The sequence below is a fragment of the Streptomyces sp. 2A115 genome (assembly GCF_052245575.1).
Classification (GTDB): Bacteria; Actinomycetota; Actinomycetes; order Streptomycetales; family Streptomycetaceae; genus Streptomyces.
Genome location: NZ_JBQQCG010000197.1, coordinates 1 through 2767 on the forward strand (window position 1 = coordinate 1; position 2767 = coordinate 2767).

Sequence of the window (2767 nt, forward strand, 5' to 3'; positions counted from 1 at the left end):
CGACCTCCAGACCTTCAACGGACGCCACCCCGTCGAACTCATCGGCGGCGTCCGCTTCCCCGCCATCGGCGACCTCCCCTACCTGCTCACCCTCGCAGGCCACGGCTTCTACTGGTTCCGACTCCGCAAGGACGCGGCGTAGGACCTGAGCGGGGCGTACAACTGAAGCGGGGCGGTTTCTCCCGCCCCGCCCTGGGCACGCATCAGTAACACCCCGACTCCGGGGAAAGGACGCGACGCCATGTCGGAAGCCGTCACTCGCTCCGCGCACTCCGTTTCGACAAGCCCCGGCCTCCTTGCGTCCCTCGATCCGCTGTTGCGTGAGTGGCTGCCGAGGCAGCGGTGGTTCGCGGGCAAGGGCCGCCCGGTCACCGGGTTCTCGCTGGTCGCGGCCACGGAGCTGCTGCCGTGGAACGCGAAGCTGGGGTTCCTGCACCTGCTCGTACGAGCGCATCAGCCGCTGGTGCCGACGCAGGGTGCCGCCGCGCATCCGTCCGACTGCTACCAGCTCCTGATCGGCGTGCGCGAGACGCTGCCGCCCCGGCTGGCGCCCGCGCTGATCGGTCATCCGGAGGAAGGGCCGCTGGCCGGCCGGACCGTGTACGAGGCGTTGCACGACCCCCGGCCCGCCGATGTGCTCCTGGAGGCGCTGCGGGCGCGGGCGCGCGTGGGCGAGCTGCGCTTCGAGCGGGACATGAGGCAGGAGATCCGGGACGACCTGGTGCCGCGGATGGTGACGGCCGAGCAGTCCAACTCGTCGATCGTCTACGGAGATACGTTCATTCTGAAGCTGTTGCGCCGGGTCCTGCCCGGGACCAACCCCGACCTGGAACTGCCGCTGGCGCTGTCCCGCGAGGGCTGCCCGCGGGTCCCCGCACCCGCCGGGTGGATGCTCGCGGACCTGGCCGGGGACACGTACGTACTGGGCGTGCTGCAACCTTTCGTCCAGGGCGCCACGGACGGCTGGGACCTCGTGCTGCGCGGGCTCGCCAAGGGCGAGGACTTCAGCGGTGAGGCGCGGGCGCTGGGGCGGGCCACGGCCGAGGTGCACACGGCCCTGGCCCGGGCGCTGCCCACGGTGACGCTGGGGCGCGGGCAGATGGAGCTGCTCGCGGACGGCATGATCGAACGGCTGGAGGCGGCCGTCCAGGCGGTGCCCGCGCTGCGGCCGTACGCGCCCGGGCTGCGCTCCTCCTTCGAGGCGCTCGGGGAGCTGGCGGCCGAGGGTCAGACGTGGACCGCTCAGCGGATACACGGGGATCTGCACCTCGGCCAGTGTCTGCGGTCACCAGCCGGCGACTGGTCGCTGATCGACTTCGAGGGCGAACCCTCGAAACCGCTCGCCGAGCGACGCATGCCGCAGCCGGCCGCGCGGGACGTGGCCGGCATGCTCCGTTCCTTCGACTACGCGGCGCACTCGCACCCGTCCGTCGTGCCCGGCTGGGCCGATGCCTGCCGGGCCGCGTACTGCTCCGGGTACGCCGAGGTCAGCGGTCGTGATCCGCGTACGGACCCGGTGCTGCTGCGTGCGTACGAGACCGACAAGGCGATCTACGAAGTCGTGTACGAGGCACGGCACCGGCCCGACTGGCTGCCCGTGCCGATGGCGGCGGTCCGCCGCCTGGCTCTCTCCGAAGGGCCCTGAGCGCCCCTTCCCGTCCGACCTCTTTTATCCCGTTGTCGACCCTGTTGAGGAGGCTCCGCCCGTGACGCCCCGCCCGAACCCGCCCGCCAAGAAGCCGAAGAGCGCGAAGGCCAAGGACACCCTCAAGGCCGCCGCCAAGGCCAAGGCCAAGCCCACGGTCGCCAAGAAGGCACCCAAGCAGGCTGTGGCGCCCGGTGAAGAGATGACCGCCGCGGCCGGGCCCGGAATTCCTGGGCAGCCGGGCGAGGGCGTGCTCGACGTGCCGGACGTGCGGCCGCTGGCCGTGTTGGACCGCGGTGACCGGGAGCGGCTGCTCGGGGGCGCGCATCATGATCCGCACTCCGTGCTCGGGGCCCATCCCGTGCCCGGTGGTGTGGTCTTCCGGGTGCTGCGGCCGTACGCGCTGTCCGTGACCGTCGTCACCGAGGAGCTGCGGGCCGAGCTGCACGACGACGGGGAGGGGTTCTTCTCCGCCGTGATTCCGTTGCGGGAGGTGCCGGAGTACCGGCTGGTGGTGGAGTACGAGGGGACGGTGCGGGAGGTCGAGGACGCGTACCGGTTCATGCCGGCGCTCGGTGACCTGGACCTGCATCTGTTCGGGGAGGGCCGGCACGAGCAGCTGTGGACGGCGCTCGGTGCCGAGCCGATGGTGCACCAGGGTGTGGCCGGCACCCGGTTCTCCGTCTGGGCGCCCAATGCCCGTGGTGTGCGGATCGCCGGGACCTTCAACTTCTGGGACGGGACGGCGTTCCCGATGCGGTCGCTGGGCTCCTCCGGGGTGTGGGAGCTGTTCGTCCCGGAGATCGGCGAGGGCGAGCTCTACAAGTTCGAGATCACCCGGCCCGACGGTTCCAGGACCATGCGGGCGGACCCGATGGCGCGGCGCACCGAGGTGCCGCCCGCCACCTCCTCCGTCGTGCACGCGTCGCATCACGAGTGGCGGGACGAGGAGTGGATGACACGGCGGGCCGACCGGCCGGCCCATGAGGCGCCGCTCTCGGTGTACGAGGTCCATCTGGCCTCCTGGCGCCCAGGGTTGACGTACCGCCAGCTGGCCGACCAACTGCCCGCCTACATCTCGGACTTGGGCTTCACGCATGTGGAGCTGATGCCGGTCGCCGA

The 2767-nt window shown here is 71.6% G+C and carries 3 protein-coding genes; all 3 read left to right on the plus strand.

Features of this window, described 5'->3' with window-relative positions; genetic code table 11:
- Window positions 1–142 (plus strand): alpha-glucosidase C-terminal domain-containing protein (locus ACTWQR_RS55470; protein WP_443234972.1); only part of this gene is annotated, 142 nt, incomplete at its 5' end.
- Between the two features lie 99 nt (window positions 143–241).
- Window positions 242–1645 (plus strand): maltokinase N-terminal cap-like domain-containing protein, encoded by a 1404-nt coding sequence (locus ACTWQR_RS55475; RefSeq protein ID WP_443234971.1) that lies wholly within the window; start codon window positions 242–244, stop codon window positions 1643–1645.
- A gap of 202 nt (window positions 1646–1847) precedes the next feature.
- On the plus strand, window positions 1848–2767 hold a 920-nt coding region (locus tag ACTWQR_RS55480; protein ID WP_443234973.1), incomplete at its 3' end, for a GlgB N-terminal domain-containing protein.

Excerpts from the sequence above, each read along its gene's own strand:
- ACTWQR_RS55475 (WP_443234971.1), top strand. The coding sequence starts at position 242 with ATGTCGGAAGCCGTCACTCGCTCCGCGCACTCCGTTTCGACAAGCCCC.